17 protein-coding genes are annotated in these 16,421 nt (G+C 43.9%); 7 read left to right on the top strand and 10 right to left on the bottom strand.

Annotation, left to right across the window (positions count from 1 at the left end; all coding sequences use genetic code 11):
• Positions 1 to 542 precede the first annotated feature (542 nt).
• Entirely contained in the window at positions 543 to 1,412 is an 870-nt protein-coding gene (locus MSHOH_RS21035; protein WP_048142667.1) for a class I SAM-dependent methyltransferase, read from the top strand.
• A gap of 150 nt (positions 1,413 to 1,562) precedes the next feature.
• Here MSHOH_RS21035 and pheS read toward each other — a convergent pair whose 3' ends face one another.
• Complete coding sequence (gene pheS, locus MSHOH_RS21030; protein ID WP_048142665.1) at positions 1,563 to 3,041, bottom strand: phenylalanine--tRNA ligase subunit alpha; 1,479 nt, start codon at positions 3,039 to 3,041, stop codon at positions 1,563 to 1,565.
• A gap of 166 nt (positions 3,042 to 3,207) precedes the next feature.
• Positions 3,208 to 4,521 carry a tryptophan--tRNA ligase gene (locus MSHOH_RS21025; RefSeq protein ID WP_204245362.1) on the bottom strand — a complete coding sequence of 438 codons (1,314 nt, stop codon included), beginning with the start codon at positions 4,519 to 4,521 and terminating at the stop codon, positions 3,208 to 3,210.
• Between the two features lie 324 nt (positions 4,522 to 4,845).
• Here MSHOH_RS21025 and MSHOH_RS21020 point away from each other — a divergent pair, with 324 nt between their 5' ends.
• The 3 genes from MSHOH_RS21020 to hepT all read left to right on the top strand — a co-directional run bounded on the left by MSHOH_RS21020 (position 4,846) and on the right by hepT (position 6,743).
• A complete protein-coding gene (locus tag MSHOH_RS21020) occupies positions 4,846 to 5,763 on the top strand; it encodes an IS481 family transposase (RefSeq protein ID WP_082089262.1) in 918 nt (305 codons plus the stop codon).
• A gap of 151 nt (positions 5,764 to 5,914) precedes the next feature.
• A complete protein-coding gene (mntA, locus tag MSHOH_RS21015; protein WP_048142661.1) occupies positions 5,915 to 6,319 on the top strand; it encodes a type VII toxin-antitoxin system MntA family adenylyltransferase antitoxin in 405 nt (134 codons plus the stop codon).
• A gap of 1 nt (position 6,320) precedes the next feature.
• On the top strand, positions 6,321 to 6,743 hold the full coding sequence (gene hepT, locus MSHOH_RS21010) for a type VII toxin-antitoxin system HepT family RNase toxin (RefSeq protein WP_048142660.1): 423 nt from the start codon (positions 6,321 to 6,323) through the stop codon (positions 6,741 to 6,743).
• A 73-nt stretch (positions 6,744 to 6,816) separates the two neighbouring features.
• Here hepT and MSHOH_RS21005 read toward each other — a convergent pair whose 3' ends face one another.
• The 8 genes from MSHOH_RS21005 to MSHOH_RS25790 all read right to left on the bottom strand — a co-directional run bounded on the left by MSHOH_RS21005 (position 6,817) and on the right by MSHOH_RS25790 (position 13,293).
• Positions 6,817 to 8,031, bottom strand: coding sequence for a radical SAM protein (locus MSHOH_RS21005; RefSeq protein WP_048142658.1), 1,215 nt, complete (start codon positions 8,029 to 8,031; stop codon positions 6,817 to 6,819).
• 431 nt (positions 8,032 to 8,462) lie between these two features.
• Positions 8,463 to 9,071: a translation initiation factor IF-2 subunit beta gene (locus MSHOH_RS21000; RefSeq protein WP_048142656.1), complete on the bottom strand. Its 609-nt coding sequence runs from the start codon at positions 9,069 to 9,071 to the stop codon at positions 8,463 to 8,465.
• A 34-nt stretch (positions 9,072 to 9,105) separates the two neighbouring features.
• Positions 9,106 to 9,627, bottom strand: a complete 522-nt coding sequence (locus MSHOH_RS20995) for a 50S ribosomal protein L16 (protein ID WP_048142654.1) — start codon at positions 9,625 to 9,627, stop codon at positions 9,106 to 9,108.
• Positions 9,627 to 9,839, bottom strand: coding sequence for a hypothetical protein (locus MSHOH_RS20990; protein ID WP_048142652.1), 213 nt, complete (start codon positions 9,837 to 9,839; stop codon positions 9,627 to 9,629). The genes MSHOH_RS20995 and MSHOH_RS20990 overlap by 1 nt, the downstream gene beginning before the upstream one ends.
• Positions 9,840 to 10,068: 229 nt before the next feature.
• On the bottom strand, positions 10,069 to 10,239 hold the full coding sequence (locus tag MSHOH_RS24140; protein ID WP_158024250.1) for a hypothetical protein: 171 nt from the start codon (positions 10,237 to 10,239) through the stop codon (positions 10,069 to 10,071).
• A 19-nt stretch (positions 10,240 to 10,258) separates the two neighbouring features.
• Positions 10,259 to 11,380 carry a DUF1786 domain-containing protein gene (locus MSHOH_RS20985; RefSeq protein ID WP_048142651.1) on the bottom strand — a complete coding sequence of 374 codons (1,122 nt, stop codon included), beginning with the start codon at positions 11,378 to 11,380 and terminating at the stop codon, positions 10,259 to 10,261.
• 160 nt (positions 11,381 to 11,540) lie between these two features.
• On the bottom strand, positions 11,541 to 12,161 hold the full coding sequence (locus MSHOH_RS25795; protein ID WP_275425542.1) for an MFS transporter: 621 nt from the start codon (positions 12,159 to 12,161) through the stop codon (positions 11,541 to 11,543).
• Entirely contained in the window at positions 12,148 to 13,293 is a 1,146-nt protein-coding gene (locus MSHOH_RS25790; protein ID WP_275425541.1) for an MFS transporter, read from the bottom strand. Before MSHOH_RS25790 ends, MSHOH_RS25795 begins: the two co-directional genes overlap by 14 nt.
• A 322-nt stretch (positions 13,294 to 13,615) precedes the next feature.
• Between MSHOH_RS25790 and MSHOH_RS20975 the strand changes: the two genes are divergently transcribed.
• The 3 genes from MSHOH_RS20975 to MSHOH_RS20965 all read left to right on the top strand — a co-directional run bounded on the left by MSHOH_RS20975 (position 13,616) and on the right by MSHOH_RS20965 (position 16,200).
• The gene (locus tag MSHOH_RS20975; RefSeq protein WP_048142649.1) at positions 13,616 to 14,389 is read left to right on the top strand and encodes an HFX_2341 family transcriptional regulator domain-containing protein; all 774 of its coding nucleotides are present in this window, start codon (positions 13,616 to 13,618) and stop codon (positions 14,387 to 14,389) included.
• 142 nt (positions 14,390 to 14,531) lie between these two features.
• The gene (locus MSHOH_RS20970) at positions 14,532 to 15,071 is read left to right on the top strand and encodes a MogA/MoaB family molybdenum cofactor biosynthesis protein (RefSeq protein ID WP_048142647.1); all 540 of its coding nucleotides are present in this window, start codon (positions 14,532 to 14,534) and stop codon (positions 15,069 to 15,071) included.
• Positions 15,072 to 15,678: 607 nt separating this feature from the next.
• Positions 15,679 to 16,200 carry a cob(I)yrinic acid a,c-diamide adenosyltransferase gene (locus MSHOH_RS20965; protein ID WP_048142645.1) on the top strand — a complete coding sequence of 174 codons (522 nt, stop codon included), beginning with the start codon at positions 15,679 to 15,681 and terminating at the stop codon, positions 16,198 to 16,200.
• The last annotated feature ends 221 nt before the right edge of the window (positions 16,201 to 16,421 follow it).

The following is a 16,421-nucleotide window of genomic DNA, read 5'->3' as shown; positions in this document are numbered from 1 at the left end:
ATATTTTCCGGTTTGTTTCCGGAAGCCTTTTTCTTTGCATCTTCAGGAATCTTTCTCTCTCCCTTTCTCTAACAAGTTTCAGGCTAATCGAATAATGGCTGCTTTTTAGATAAACACAGATCTTTTCAGAGATATGCAGATAATACTTTTACTCCCTGGAGCAGTTCATTTCTCAATTCTGAGTATCCCGGCCCAATCTCGCTCCCCGCACTTCGGGAATTTAAGGTACTTTTTATCTACGTCGTTAGGACTCAGAAAGTTTTCCAGAGTTGAAGTTTCGAAGGGAGCAAAACCATAGAGGAGAGAACTATTACTATAATAAATATAAAGAGCACGAGAGCTGTCCTGTACCAGTCCTTTTTAGTAATTTTCCCATATTTTTTGCGCTCATAACTGATGTTCTGCCCATACTCCACTTTCTCTGCTTCAAATTTTTATGCCAAAAATAAGGCTCGGGAGCTACTTAACGTTTATTTTCCTATGAAAACCGTATGATAACAAAATTAAATGTACAGGCCGCACTAAATGAATAGAGGGACAATATGACAAAGGAAGCAGCTAAAACAGGAATTGGTCCAACAGTACTGGTTGCTATTGAACAACATTTTCCCGAAAATCAGCGCATCATTGAAGATGATCTGGCCTTTCGGATACTACCGTTCAGCATGAGAGCTTTTGTGTGGCTGATGCGGTTTAATTCGGTCAGGGCCTGGATGGTCCGAGCTGCCGAGAAAGACACTCCCGGAATCTGGGGCGGAATGATGTGCAGAAAACGGTACATAGACGAGAAATTGATCGAGTCGGTTAAGCAGGTTAACGCTGTCGTGAATCTTGGTGCGGGATTTGACACCCGGATATACAGGCTGCCAGCTCTATCTGACATGCCGGTATGGGAGGTTGATCAACCTGAAAACATCCTGTCCAAGAAAAACCGGCTGTATAAGTTATTCGGAGAGGTTCCATCCCATGTCAGGCTTGTGCCGATAGACTTCGATCGTGAAGAGCTGGACGTTGTTCTGGCATCATACGGCTACTCTGCAGACAGGCAGACGTTTTTCATCTGGGAAGCGGTCACACAGTATCTGACTGAAACCGGTATCAGGGCAACCTTTGATTTTCTGGCTAAGGCGGAGCGTGGTAGCCGCCTGGTTTTCACATATATTCGCAAGGACTTTCTCGATGGCCGGATCATGTACGGCTGGGAAAAAGGCTATAAAAAGTACGTGATAGAGGATAAGATCTGGCTTTTCGGAATGGACCCGGAAGCATGGCCGAATTTTCTCAGGGAGTACGGCTGGCAGGTAGTCGAGCATGTCGGTTACGAAGAGCTTGCAGAGCGATATGTCAGGCTGACCGGTAGGGAGCTTGCCTCTACGCCAATTGAACGGATAGTCTACGCGGAGAAAGCATAATCGACTGCTCATAATTGAGCATCAAAATCTCAACAGCCTGGTAACGGAAGATCAAAATGCGAAAAAAGAAATTGCCTGCGGGCTGAAACAGGCAGTTTTTACAGCCCATAAGTCACCTAATTTAAGATCCTTATTTTTCACTTTAACTCTTCAGATCCTGCAAATCTCGCTCTTTCTGAGCCAATCAATATCGGACTGGTAGAGAAGCCTCAGGTCTTTAAGCCCCAGTTTCAGCATGGCGAGCCGGCTTACCCCGAGCCCCCAGGCAAGAACGGGTTCTTTTATCCCGAAAGGCTCCGTGACTTCTTTTCTGAAGACGCCTGCGCCTCCGAGTTCAACCCAGCCAAGGCCGTCCACATAAACCTCGGGTTCTACACTCGGTTCGGTATATGGGAAATATCCAGGGCGGAAGCGGACTTCTTCGAAACCCATTCTGTGGTAGAACTCTGCAAGGAGGCCGAGAAGATCTGCAAAAGACATATCCTTGTCCATAACCACACCTTCAAGCTGCTCGAATTCAGGGGTGTGGGTAGGGTCGATTGTTTCCCTGCGGTAAGCCCTGTCAATGCAGAAGGCTTTCACAGGCGGTTCGGGGTGGTCTGCGAGGTACTTTATGGTAACTGAAGTAGTATGGGTTCTGAGCACATTGCGTCCGGCAAGTTCTTTGTCCCAGATTCCGCCCCAGCCGCAGGAGTCGATATCCCCTCCGCGTTCGTGCATTGCTGCTACTTTATCAGAGTACTCTTCCGGAAGCTCGCAGGTGCTGCCAAGGTGGAAAGTATCCTGCATGTCTCTGGCAGGATGGTCCTGAGGCTGGAAGAGAGAGTCAAAGTTCCAGAAAGAACTCTGGATTATACCGCCTTTGATCTCTGTAAAGCCCATTTCCAGGAAGATCTGGCGCATCTGTTCAATCAGGCGCCTGTAGGGGTGGATCTTGGTTCCGTAAAGAGGCTTCGGAGTGATATCAAGCCTGTAGGGTCTGAATTTTTTCCCTTTCCAGGCTCCGCTTTTCAGCATGTCCGGCGTGAGCTGAGCAATTTCTTCTTCAAGGACAATGCCTTCGGCAGCAAGGGAACTTCCTGCATCTGTTATTGAAACAGTCCTGAACTTCTCTTCGTGCTTTAAGACAAGTTTGCGCTTGAGAAGATCTTTTATAATTCCTTCATCGGTTTCAAGTTCCTCGAGAGTTTTTGCTTTTTCTGCAAAAGCCGCAAGGACCTCTTCATCTTTGCCTGCAGGAGCCTCTCCAGAAGGTACCATTACTCCGTTTTCAACCTTTGCCCATCCCTTTTTTACGAGCCATCCAGTTGCAATTCCTACGGTTTGAGGGGAGAAACGGCTCCTCAATTCTTCAAGGGAAGTAGGGGCTTTCAGAGCATCAATTATCTGACGCTCCGGAAGTCCGGTTTTCGTATATTCTTCTCCTTCCTTCGTAAGAGAGTAGCGTTCAAGCACTTTTTCGGAAACAGAGGCAAGTTCTTTTTCCTGGAGCATGAAGGCTGCCTGCATTGCCGCATCTACCTGCAGTCCTGCTTTCTCTTCCAGTTTATCGGGGGTTGCCGACCCTAGCTCCTCAAGGGCGAGCAAGACCTTTTTCTCATTAATTGTGAGGTTATCCTGAGTACTCATACTGTGACCACGTCCTGATCTTCCTGAAACGATTAAGAATTTGATCATGTATAGGGTTTTGACCGTTTATGAAAATTTAATAAATCTGTCAATAATTTGTTTTAAATAATTTAATTTGAATGATTTATTTTGAATAATTTAGTCTGAATAGTTTAGCCTGAGTGGTTTAGTTTTTGTAGACAATTCTGTACTCGTCGAGCCGTTCCCTTGCAAGTTCCCTCTTTTCCTGATGATCTTTAAGGAACTCCTGCATTTTCTCGGCTGCAAGCTGTTTGCATGAACCGCACATCCTTGTCCCGGAAACACACTCCTGTCTGATCTCCAGCAGTTCTTCATCACTGTCAAGCAGGTGGAAAAGCATCAGTTCAAAGACAGAGCACTCTTCAGGCTTTCCTCCAAGCTTTTTCTGCTCTTCGAGGGTTACACAGCCTCCGGTCTTTGCCCTTTTTACTTTTTTTGCCCCTTCTTTGGGGTCGTCCGTCAGGGCAATCTGGCTTTCGGGGATGCTGCTCGACATCTTCCCGCCCTGCAGCCCGCTCATGAAGCGGTGGTAAGTGGATGCAGGAGGAATGAAAGCGTAGCCACCGAACTCGACTGCTACTTCCCTTACAATCTTTTCAAGCCCTGTAAGATCGGGATATTCAAGCACGTCAATGTGCTCTTCGTAGAGTTTTACTTTCCCGGGAATGCGTTTCTTAAGCTCCTGAAGAGCTTCTTTCTGTGCGGTTTTTCCCCTGATGCTCAGGTATTTCCTGCCTGTTTTTGCGTCCTCCCTCTCCTCAACCCTGAACATGTTCATTTTGCCTGCAAGCCCCCTTGTAAGGCGGAGATGAGGGTCCTGGTCAGGGCCTACAGGGACCACAACCGGTTTTGGTCCCCCGAATTCTTCTAGCTGGGGCTGGAGGATATCTGCAGCCTGGGTTGCTACACTGATCATATGGGAGAGGCTTGTTTCTCCTGAAAAGCCGTAAATTGCGCTTAATTCCGAGAAATTGACTCTGACTCCCAGTTCGAATGCAAGGTCTTTAACACTTCCGCAGCCTGACTGGAAGTAAATAAGGCCTTCAGGTTTGAAACCGAGGGCGATCAGGCTTAATATGTATTCTTCTACCCCTATTTCCCTGCACTTCTGCCAGGAAAAGCCGCGCACCGAAAAAGCTTCCCTGTCTGCAATCCCGACAAAGGCTGAAGCTCCCATTTCCTGGTGCCAGACTATCTGGTCCATTACCATTTTGTGTCCCAGGTGGACCTTTCCTGAAGGCATAAAACCGTCCATAACTGAAAAAGGGGCACCTGTCCGCATGGCCTCTGCAATCTGTTCATAATCACGGTGTCCGAAGACTATTTTTCTCCGCATGTACTTATGCGGGGACGGAATTTCAGGAAGTACGTTTTCAAAAGGAGAAATCCCGAATTCTTCGAATAACTTGGAATAGTCAGTAATATCGCTTGAACTCCACGGGTCAAGTTTATTAGTCATAAAGTCCCTCATGGGCTGCCTTTTCCGGAAAGCACGCAGGCAGCTTTTTCTTACTACATAAATAAGAGTAATGTAAATAAGGTGTAAACTTTGTTCCGGCTAAATTGCTCTTTAAAAATACCTGCTCATATGTAAATGTTTATCTTCTGGCATTCAGTTCCAGAAATAAATATTACCTTATATTTCCTTTCTTATGGTCACCTGGAAGAAACTTCACTCTCAAAAGTCTAACTGCAGTATATAAAGGTTTTAGAGGGTAGTCCACTTTGTTTTATCCCGAAATTATTTCGCGCTAACTATGTTGGTTGCAATCCCTTATCTATCGTGAAACTTAACGGGAAAAAGATACGTTGGATCATTGCTCAAAAGTTGAAAGGAGAATCTACCTCGACGATAGCTGAGATCCAGGGGATCTCAGCTCGTCGAGTTCAGCAGATATATAAAGAATACGTTGACATTGATCAGCTTCCTCAAGTTGGTAATAATCTTGGAAGGCCACGTAAACAGTTATCCTCCGACGATAAGGAGATAATTGACCAAACTTACTCAGATTATAAGTTTGGAGCCTGTTATCTTGAAATTCTCATAGAAGGCAAGTATAATCGTAAAATATCTCATAACAGAATCCATAACTATCTACTCAGTATGAACCTTGCCAAGGAAAACCGAAAAAAGAAACAGAGAAGAAAATGGTGTAGATACGAACGTGAACATAGTATGTCTGCTGCACATATCGATTGGCATGAAAACCCTCTATTAGGGTTGCAAGTCTGTGCCATTCTTGATGATTCATCAAGAATGGTAATTGCAGGAGGAGAGTATGCTCATTGCAACACGGAAAACACCATTAAAGTGATCGATGAACTTGTCAGAGAGTACTGGGATATATGCCCTTTAAGGGAGCTCATCATGGATCATGGAAGTGAATTCGGAGCGCACAGGATTAATGAGGATGGTTCATGGGAAAGTGAATTTAAAACGAGAATTAGAGAACTTGGGATTAAACCAATACTTGCAAGGGTCAGACATCCTCAAACAAACGGAAAAATAGAGAAATGGTTCGATACATATCAGAGGTTTAGAGGAGAGTTTCAATCGTTCGAGGAATTCGTTCAATTGTATAACCAGAGACCTCATGGAGCTTTGAAACTTGAACAATTAGAATCACCACAAGATGCATTCTGGAACAGACTCCCAATTGAGGCAAAATTCAGAATAGGAACGAGATTGTTTGGGCTGTGAAAATATGGACAAAAGGAAAAAAGTTTCAAAGCGAAATTATTTCAGGATAAAACAGAGGGTAGTCCACTTTTTTCTGTTAATAACTGTGCTTTTTTTCAGTACCTGACTCTAACCCTCAGAAATATATATTCAAAAGCTCAATTGTAGTGAGATGGATAAGAGCACATTTTTAGCAGATGTAAGCAAGATTTTAGCAGGATTGAAAGAAGTGGATACAGCTTATATCTTCGGTTCATTTCTTGAGAGAAAGGATTTCAACGATATAGATATAGCTTTGCTCCTGTCCGAAAGCCTGGATCCTTATGAAAGTCTCAAGTTCTCTCTGAGAGTAGCAGGTAAACTGGAGCGACAGATAAGTCCCAGACTTGAGTTTGACATAAAAATACTAAACAATTCCCCTATGGAACTTCAGTTCGAGGTTATCAAAAAAGGACAGGTTATCTTCTCCAGAGACGAGTCCAGGAGGATAGATTACGAATCTGAGGTGATCTCAACTTACCTGGATCTGAAGTATATGTATGATTTTATAGATAAGGAGTTCCTGGCGAGGGTCTAAAATGAGAATACTGGCCCACCTCAGAGAGCTTGACGAATCTCAGAAAGACTGGCAAAGGTATCAGAACATATCTCTGGAAGACCTGAAAAAAGATAGGGACAAAAGGAATATGATTCTCCATGCCATGCTGGTAAGTATTCAGGCAGCTATAGATATAGCTACCAGCTTAATAGCTAAAGAAGGCCTTGGAAAGCCCACAACTTATAGAGAGACATTTGAAATACTGGGCCAGGCAGGGCTAATTCCTGAGGAACTTGCTGAAGAGCTCTCGGATCTGGCAGGATTCCGAAATGTCCTGGTTCATATATACTGGCAGCTAGATCTTGATCAGGTATATGGTGTCCTGCAAAACGATCTTAAGACTCTCCAATCCTTTTTGCAGGAAGTTAAGGGCCTATTAGATCAGGATTCATCCGCTGAATGAATTCGGATTAAGACGCACAAAAATACCCGAGACAAGCTTTCAAATGAAAACTCAAACAGCAAACTATCTGAGGTTATTTCTCACAAATCTCTTCAAAAGGATAGGGCAGTTTTGCTTCTTCAGGAATTTTATCAACGAAGTCCATAAACTCAGGATCATGCATGGGACTCAAGTTCTTCTGCCTCTGGAAATACGGATAACTCCTGATTCTCTGCCAGATTTCTTTTAAGGGTACTTCTTTTACGTTCCCGAACCTGAATGGAGGGTAAGGGCTTGGTTTTACATCTCCGTCTACGGTCACATGCATCCAGCGCCTGCCTGCCATTGCACCCATCATCTGTCCTTCGAAATAGGTGTTTGAGAACATGCGAGGGCCTTCCGGGGCAGAGTTAATCCGGTGATACATCTCAAGGATTGTCCTTCGGTCTCTGTCAGTAATCACAGGTTCGCCCCTTCTTTTTGGCATTGATTCCCAGACAGAAAACTCATGTACCCCGAGTTCCGATGCAAGTGCATAGAGAGCAGGAAGTTCTTTCATGTTTGAGGGGGAGGCATGAGTTGTCATTACTACAAGGAGTCCTGCTTCAAGAGCCAGTTTTATGGTTGAGATTGCCCGCTCGTACGACCCTTCCGATTTTCGGACCGCATCATGTTTCTTGGGGTCGGTAGAATAAACGCCGACCATGAGTGAATGAAGTCCTGCTTCTTTCAAACGGAGGGCAGTTTCTTTTGAAAAGTCCGTACCCCAGGTGGAACAGTTTACGATAGCGCGCTTTTTGTCCACATACTCAATAAGTTCAAAGATTTCTTCACGCAGCAGAGGGTCATTCTCGGTAAAGCTGATAATTAATGTGCCAAGTTCCAGGGCTTCGTCTATTGTTCTTTTAATTGTATCTGTATCCAGTTCATCAGCAACTGTACCCGGTGGATATCTTGAACTATTCTGGCGGGTGATCTCAATGGAAACGGTTTCAGGAATGTATTTTCCCAGAGCTATCTGAACTTCTGCAAAAATAAGGCGTTTAAATGCAGGGCTCGGGATTGGGGGTAGCCAGGCCGAGGGAATAACCCTGTCCTCCTGTACAAGAGCTGGTTTTTCTTCCTGCAGGCGTGAATTTATCTTTTTCAGGATTGGGCTGCAGGCAGGTTTCAGGGCTCCCTTTGCTGTAAGTTTCAGGTTTTTCCCTTCATACCGCTGAAGGTTCACAGACAGCCCTGGCATGGAGAAGATTTCTATGTTCCTATCTTTTGCAGGAAAGTCCGGCACATTCTTTTTTTCAGAATTCATTTTTCCTCACAGGTAATTTTTCTTACCGGGTAACTTTTCTTACAGGTTCCTGATTTAACTGACAAATATTTAAAACCGACTCTGGTTCAAATATCTGGTAACAACTTATTTAAACTGCACCTGCTCTTTCCGAAAGTTATACAACGATGTATTACTCCGGAAACACAGTTCAAATAGCTTATGAGAAGCACTGATTTTTTGAAAACAGGCGGTACTCGAATATAAACACTGAATGCAAAATCTTATGTTAAGTGTGAAAACATGAATTTGAAAATATCAATTCTGAAAATCCCACTTTGAGAACATTATTGAGAATATGAATTATGAAAATGGTATCAATTTTGAAAATGAGAACTTTAGCTGTCCGGGCACGAAAACTGAAAAAATTAGTAGTCGGCCTGGACTGCTTCTTTAAAATAAAAAGCTTAACCTCAAGCCCTTTCCGAGAAGGCGAGGTTTCCGCTGATTTTCTTTATCTTTACTTTGACAACATCGCCTTTTGCGGCTCCGGGCACGAAGACCGTATACTTGTCTATTTTTGCTATCCCGTCACCTTTGGACCCAACGGCATCTATCCGGAGTTCGTAGGTTCCGCCCTCTTCGATGGCTTCCCTGACAGCTACATTGCTTACCTTTCTCTTTTTGACAGGTCTGTGCGCTCCGCATGCAGAACATTTCAGGAGAAGCACCCTGTCCACCCTGACAAGCTGGGTATCCGGGCGTTCACATTCCGAACACATAACGTATTCGTCAACATATGCCTGAATGTTGTCTGCAATCTGAGCTCGTGTAAACCTGCCCTGGAAGACTGCACGTGTGCCTTCTATCTTCCCTGCAGTCCCCAGTTCCCTGGTGAGATATTTCATCAGGTGGTCAGGGTCCCGGTTGAGGGTGTCTGCAATACTTCCGAAGTTGTCAAGAATTGTGGTTTTGCCTTCGGAAAAGAGTTTGGGTTCAGGGATTACGAATCGAGCGTCAGTAGTCTCTGTGTCCGGCATCTTTGCCATTGCACGGTCCAAAAGCTCTTCGTAATCGTACATCTTCTATACTTCCTTTTGTTTAAATTCAGACCGGTTACTGTACCAGTTCTGCGCCTTGATCGACAACGATTCTGACAGGTGTGGGCAGTTTCTGTCCTGCGTGCCAGAGAGCTTTCTTTGCAGCCTGGAAGTTCTGCTTCTCAACGGCTACTGTGAAGATCTTCTGCATTGAGTCTACCCTTGCTGCGGTACCGACGTTCTTTCCAAAAGCCCTGCGCATCCCACTGGACACACGGTCAGCACCAGCGCCTGTTGCCTGCTTGTTTTCCCTGAGTACTTCGTGGGGGTAAACACGGAGCTTCATGTAAAAGCCCATCTTTCCTGTGTCTGCAACAAGGTGCCTGTTTGCTGTGATACGGGCTGCTTCAAGAGCTGTGTGCCTGATCTGGCATTTCTCTTCTGCAACCAGAGAAATCTTTACAGGGAAAGTTGTGTTTGCTTTGTCTCCCATATCATAGTGAATAACCTGGCTTCCGGGAACACCGCCCATATATTTTCTTCTGGTAAATGAGCGCTGCCTCACGTTTCTATACATACTTCCTGGCTTTCGTACCATTAATTTGATTCTCCTGAAAAGTGATGATTTTGATAAATATTTGAGTGGAAGCTTTTTCCACTTATAATCCATTTATAAGCGTTTGCTTCAAGTTCATAAAAACTGTTTAGCAAATCGTTGAGTATGGAGATATGTGCATATAGAGATACCTGCCTGTATTTACATTTATCTGTAAACCTGCCCATGCGGGCTCTGGCAGGAAACTTCTGCATTACCTGGTTTTCCGATAGCGAATTTCATGCCTGAAATTCTGCATCCCCTTAAATTTTATATATCCCGGGCTTAGGAACTTCTAAGGCTAATCCCCGTCATTTTAATGGTGGGATACAGCCGTCACCTCTCCTAAATATGATTACAGATAACGTCTTTCTACTTGCAAATCTATACTTTATTGTTAAGTTTTGTTCTGGGAGCTGTAAACACTACAGAAGCTGCTTAACTTTACTCTGAAACTCCAGGTATAGGATTCTTTGAAGTAGTCTCAAAGGTAAAACTTGAAACGATGGACTTGAAACGATGGAAGCGAGACACGAATAAATAGTTGCTCCAGGGCAGTATAGCATTGGTTGAAATACCATAGATGCCTGCGAATTTATTCGTGGGAGCTGTCACGTGACTTACTCCCTACTACTTAGTGGTTTATAAGTTTTATTGATGTTTCCGGGTATTTCTCAAAGAATCCTGCAAGAAGCCCGAAGCAACCTGAAAGCATCATACTTCCGAAGGGAGCGGCAAAGTGCAGCTTTTCTGAAATTTCCTGCCTGAGTTCCGGCTCTGAGAGCTTTTCAAGCATCTCCCTTTTCGGACCTGTAACCATTATCGAGCGTACCCGTTCAAAGCCGGAAGCTTCCTTTATATACGCCCCGTGTCCTCCGTCTGCAAAGATTTCGTCAAAACCAAGTGTCCCGTCGGCAAGCCTGATAATATAGTCCTGAAGCTTTTCCGGGCTCATACTGGAACTGTGATGCTCGAAAACAGCCGTGATCCTGTTTTCATTCACAAGCGCCCCAAGTGTGTGCCCGTTTCCTATATTTACTACAATGGAAGGCTGGACTGCCGCTGGGTCGGTTAAAGCCCCAAATACGGCCGCAGGTCCTGTATCCATGAAAACTGCCCGAGTATTAAGGGCTGTAGTGGCTTTAAGAAGCGAATCTGCCTGGGCTTTCATGCGGGTAAATGCCTGGGGAATTTCTTCAGGCAGGTACACAAAGTCTTCGAGTTTTCCTCCTTTCTCGATAAGTTCCTTTAAAAGTTCAAACCTGTAGACCCTGTTGCTTTTATCCGGAGCATTTCCATGATCCTGCACTGCCACTGCATAGTTTTCAGGCATTCTGACCTCAAAGTTTGAAAATGCGCATGAAGCTGCATAGGGGTCAAAATCCTGCATGACAATTTCCAAGACATCTCCCGAATCTGCAAGTCTCTTTGCCTCCTCCTCCGTAACAATCCTTACCCCAAAAGATTTCACTCTCTCAAGGTTGTCATGAATAGTCAGAGCGGCTTTTTCAGTGGCATACACAGGAAGTCCTGCTTTCAGGTGCGAACGGACAGCCCATGCCGAAGGTCCCCCTCCCATTATGTTTCCTGTAAGCACAAGCGCTTTTCTTGCCTTTGTTACTCTCCGCACTCTTTCCGCAGTGACCTGCGTGGGAGCAGGCATGACCATTATCAGGCTGTTTTCAACCTCTTTTTCCGAATCAAAAAGCAGGATGTCCTGCGTACCTGTTCCTATGTCCGCCGCAATTATGTGCATAACCGAGCATTGAGCTCATAAGTTATTAAAATATGGGCAGGCAGAGAGAGGTAAGCAGGAATTATATCGAAAAAATGGGAGATAACCGAGTTTTTCTTTACTGCTGATCAGTCATCTCAAGCTTATTTTTCTTAAACTATGAATAACAGATCCGCGTCCTTTAATCTCCTCGTGTAACTTCGCCTTTACCAACATCGCTGGTCGAGATATGAGCCTCGTAAATATATCGCTGTCCTCTCATTGCTGAAAGTATCGCAGCTATACCTGAAAGTACAGCCCCGATTATAAACGAGAGTCGAAGAGCAGGCATGAATGCTTCCTGAAGTGTCTGCGGGAACCAGTAATTGCCTGTCAGCGTGGTAACGATCTGTTGCGGTATTGCATTTACGATTCCAGGATTCATTGAGCTCAGAATTGAATCCATAGGGTTATAGCCCAGGAAGGCGGAGAACAGAGCGTTTGTCGGCGACATGCTGATCAGATAATCCACAAGCTGCTGCACATCTGGGGTAATCGATCCAAAGCTGGCGAAAGAGGCCAGGATTGCACCCGGAAATGCTTCCTGAATTCCCACGATCACGATGGTGAAGAATACTGCCATGCTTAGCGTTGATGCTGAGTTCATTAACGTAGACATCATTCCTGACGCAACACCCCGGTCCTGCGGAGGTACCGAGTTCATTATCGAGGAAGTGTTCGGTGAGCTGAACATACCGCTGCCTATGCCCATCAGGAAAATAAGGACGCCAAGCTCCCAGTAATCGAAATTATAGGGAAGCATTGCGAGTCCGAGAAAGACAAGAGCAACAAGAATCCATGCCCGCAGTTGCTATCCATCTTGGACCGTATTTGTCGGAAAGTATCCCTGAAATAGGCCCCATGATAATGAACCCGAGGGTCATGGGAAGCATATAGATACCTGCCCAGAAAGGCGTATCTTCAAAGCTGTAACCATGAAGCGGGAGCCAGATACCTTGCAGCAGCAGGATGAGCATGAACATGACACCACCGCGTGCAATAGCTGCCGTAAAACTGGCAAGATTTGCATAGGTAAAAGCCCGGATCTTAAAGAATTCCAGTCTGAACATGGGATTCTTTACCCTGCTCTCTACAAACGGGAAAGCAATCAAGAGCAGCATGCCGATCCCAATTGTTGTGATCACAAGAGGATTGTTCCAGCCCATTGCATCTGTAATGCCGTTGTGTTCGTAAGGCATCAGGCCATAGGTTACGCCGATAAGCAGCGAGGTAAGCCCTCCAATAAAGAATAAGTTCCCTACAATATCGATACTTGTCTTTGGAGCCCTGAAAGAAACTTCTTTCATCTCCCTGTAGGACAATACCGTTCCCAGGAGAGCAAAGGGAATGTTGACCAGGAATACATAACGCCAGTTATAAGTTGCCAGTATTCCTCCCAGCAGCAGACCGATAAACTGGCCGGACATAAGTGCAACCATATTGATGCCGAGAGCCTTTCCACGTTCACCGGCAGGAAATACATCAGTAATTATTGCGGCACCGTTTGCCATTGTAAAGGCGCCGCCGACTGCTTGAATGAACCTGAAGATAATTAGCTCCAGTGCGCCGGTATTGCCTGTGTCCGGGGTCAGGTAAAGCAGGACCGAGCCAATGGTAAAGATCAAAAAGCCCAGCCTGAAAAGCTTAACTCGACCGTACATGTCAGCCAGTCTTCCTATACTGAGGAGTATTGTCGCAGTGACCAGACCATAGCCCATAAGGATCCATAGAAGGTACTGGAACGCATCTGGAGACATAGGGTTGATCTTGATTCCATTAAATATGGCGGGCAATGAAATCAGAATTATACTGCCGTTAATCGTGCCCATCAGCGATGATAGTGTGATATTGAACAGTGCAATCCACTTGTATGCAATGCCCTTTCCTTTTATCATTATATTTTTTTTATCTGTTACATTACTATTTTTACTCAAATTATTACCTCGTTTTTACTGCCGGCCAGTGAACTGGCAGGATCTGCGGTGGCAAGGATAGCTATTTTTAATCCATGGTTATCTGGGTGACAACAACAATTCATGATTGGGATATTGTATGTCCTGCAACTGCTCCATTTAGCCGGCAGAGGCTGAACGTATAGTTATTCATGCGTTTTTTCTCTCCTACCTCAACTCTTATCCATCAAGAATAATTTAATAACTTCTACGTAAATATCGTTAATAACGTTAATATTGTTAATAACGTTAATATGGTGATATTATGGAAGAGATCGTACATATTATACCCCTTGCCTCTGAAATCGATATGGCTGTCAAGCCGTTTGACAAAATGAGGGCTAATAAAGTCTACCTCTTGCATACCAAATACATAAGAAAAGAGTTCAGTTCAAAAGGAAGCTGGTACTTTTTACAGGAAGTAAAAAAGCGCCTTGAACAGAAGAACATAGAGGTTATTACTGTGGAAAGTGACCTCTCTGATCCGCTTCCTCTTTTATCGACTATAAGTGACATAATAGTTCAGGAGAAAAAAGAGAATAACCTCATTTATGTCAATATGAGTGCGTCGGGGAAATTGACCGCTGTCTCATCGACTTTTGCAGCTATGCATCATGATGTTAAAGTATACTACGTATATGCGGATGGGGGATATTCAAAAAATGAAGAAGAGTTGTTAGAACATGGTTTGTCCATCGTTAATGAGCTGAAGTATTTCATTTTAACCAATTTTACTATTGACATCCCTACCGGAGCAAAAAGCATATTCCTCACTGAACTTTATAAGAAAGGGAAAATGACAACCAATGATATCATTAATATGATCAAAGAGGGTAAGCTTCAGGGTTTTGAAGATCTTAACGAGAGTTTGGATGGAAAACAAAGGACGTCCAGTAATATGCTGGTAAGAATAAATAGAGGCTTGCTTAATGAGTTAAAACGAAACGGGTACATACTCATTGAAAAAAGGGGTAGAAATAATGTTATTGTCATAACGGATAAGGGAAAATATGCTGCATGCCTGATAGGTCATGCCTGAGTACTTGCTGCAAGACAAATAATCAAGATTCTATGCAGTCTCCGGGGGAGTAATTATAGGAGTTCGAAGCTAACTGAAAAACATTCTAAGATTTAAGATTAAAGACTTGAAGAATGTATAAAAACCAATTTAGGTGATTTTCATGAAAGAATCTACACCAGAAACTCACAAAAAAGAAGCTAAAAAATCTTTTTCTTTCGCTTTAATTACAATTTCGACCTCAAGATACGAAAAGTATGGGGACTCAGTTTCTCCTGAAGAAGCGGAAGATCTTTCGGGAAAAGCTATGAAAGAACTTCTTGAGGCTGCAGGCAACAATGTTTCTTTCTACAGACTTGTGCCTGACGAAAAAAATTCACTTCTGGATGCCATTTCTGCCGCGCTTGATAGTTCTGCGGATATCGTCATAACAAGTGGAGGCACTGGGCTTGCCCCAAAAGACCTGACTATCGAGTCTGTAGTTCCTCTTTTTGAAAAGGAAATCCCTGGTTTCGGGGAACTTTTCAGATACAAAAGCCTTGAAGAAATTGGGACGTCAGTGATCCTTACCAGGGCTTCAGCAGGCGTAATGAAAGGAAAGGCTGTATTCTGCCTGCCGGGGTCACCAAACGCGGTGAAGCTGGCGCTTTCTGAGATTATCATGCCTGAAGCCGGGCACATTGTAAGGCATGTGAAGGAATAATTCTGATATGTTTGGAGATAGGCTTCTCATGAGATAAATGAGCTTGAAGAAGAGGTAATCTCAGTATTATCGTGAGATTCCAAAAAATCACTTCTTTTTGTTTTCACTCATCTTTGAAAGAAGCCTATTATAATTGTTTTTTATTGCTACTGAATTGGGATGATTTTGCCCTAACTTTTCTTTAACTATTTCCAGTGCCCTTTGATAAAGTGGGAGTGCTTTATTGTACTCTCTAATCCGATAAATGGAGTCCTGCGAGATTAATCAAACAAAAGAGACCCATCAATAATAAGCCGGAAATTTTTGGTCGTCCTCTATTATCTGGTTGATATTATTCCCAAATGCTCGTAAAGTAGTTTCCAGGTCCTTTTTGTTCCAAATCCCAGTGCAACTGGAACTGACTTGCGTTCCTTGCACAAAAACGCAAGCATTTGTCATACCGAATATTAAATCATGGCAATATCAATTACGTAACACTTGACGACCAAAAGCCCTTTTATGGAGAAAAACTAATTTTTTGTGGATTATGAAGGCACTAATACAAAAATAACATTTCCTGCAAACTGCTCTTTTTCTGGGGAAGAAGTACACCTTCTGAGGGGTTAAATTGGCTAAAGGCATGGTTTATCTTTACACGGGGGAAGGAGAAGGAAAGACCACAAACGCCTTTGGACTGGCTCTCAGGGCTGTAGGTCACGGGTACAGTGTAATAATTATTCAGTTCCTGAAAGGCAGGAAGTACATAGGGGAGTACAAAATAAAGGACAGGCTAGCGCCGGAATACAAGATCCACCAGTTTGGAAGGGAGCAGTTCATAGACTTCAGGAATCCCATGCCTCTGGATTATGAACTGGCGGAAAAGGGCCTCGAATTTGCAAAGAAAGCCCTAAAAAGGAAGCCCAGACTTCTGATACTGGACGAAATAAATCTTGCAGCCCACTTTGGCATTGTGAAAACCGAAGACATCCTCAAGCTTCTGGAGGAGATCCCAGAAGAAACCACAGTCGTCCTGACAGGGAGGAGGGCTCCTGGAGAACTGATAAAAAGGGCAGATCTGGTAACGGAGATGAAGCTTATAAAGCACCCCTTCGAGAAAAACGTCCCGGCAAGGGAAGGGGTTGAATATTAATCCAAAAATATGTTTACTTCCCAAAATATACGTTTCCTGCATGTGTATATTCAAGGATGATAGGGGAGAACGGCTGTACAAAAAAAATTTACTGTTAGGAGCTAATGCTTCGAAGAATTCAACTTTTACTTTAGTAGGACTTACGTACTTGAAGGACAAAATAAAATCTGATAGACATTGTGGTCAAACTTGCGAGTTAGACGGTTAAAGGTTTAATGTTA

The organism is Methanosarcina horonobensis HB-1 = JCM 15518 (assembly GCF_000970285.1).
Taxonomy (GTDB): domain Archaea; phylum Halobacteriota; class Methanosarcinia; order Methanosarcinales; family Methanosarcinaceae; genus Methanosarcina; species Methanosarcina horonobensis.
This window is presented reverse-complemented; position numbering and strand designations above follow the sequence as displayed.